Origin of the sequence: Haloferax sp. KTX1, from assembly GCF_902410085.1 — an archaeon.
GTDB lineage: Archaea > Halobacteriota > Halobacteria > Halobacteriales > Haloferacaceae > Haloferax > Haloferax massiliensis.
The window spans coordinates 1-428 of the sequence record NZ_CABPRH010000233.1; the positions used below are offsets into that span (position 1 = coordinate 1).

Here is a 428-nt window from a genome sequence, read left to right on the forward strand (position 1 = left end):
GACTACGGGCTCCAGTTCTGTGACAGCAATGGCGATCAGTGCCGGGACGACTCGTTACTCCCGCTTAACACTGATCGAATGCAGCCACCCGCGCGGTGCTTCTGAGGCCGATCACTCGACCGGTGGCAAGGGATTGCCCTGAAAGATCTCTTCGAGATCAGGGCGCTTTGGCCCGTCTTCACCTGTCTCACCCTCCCGCATGTTCATGTTCACCTTCCATAGGCGCTTGAACTGAGTGCGGGCAACCTCATCCGCCTCGCCTTCCTCACGCAGGATAGTGGGGCGCAGGAATACAATCAGGTTGCGCTTCTGTCGCTGCTTGGTTTCGCTGCGGAACAGCGCCCCAAGCAACGGAATGTCGCCCAGGATCGGCACCTTGCTCTGACTCACGCGGTAGTCTTCGTTGATCAGCCCTCCCAGGACAATGG

General features: G+C 59.1%; 1 pseudogene. It reads right to left on the reverse strand.

Going from position 1 to position 428, the window contains the following annotated elements:
* Window positions 1–111: 111 nt before the first annotated feature.
* Window positions 112–428 (reverse strand): annotated as a pseudogene (locus tag FY251_RS23320) (type II secretion system protein GspD); the annotation flags it as partial.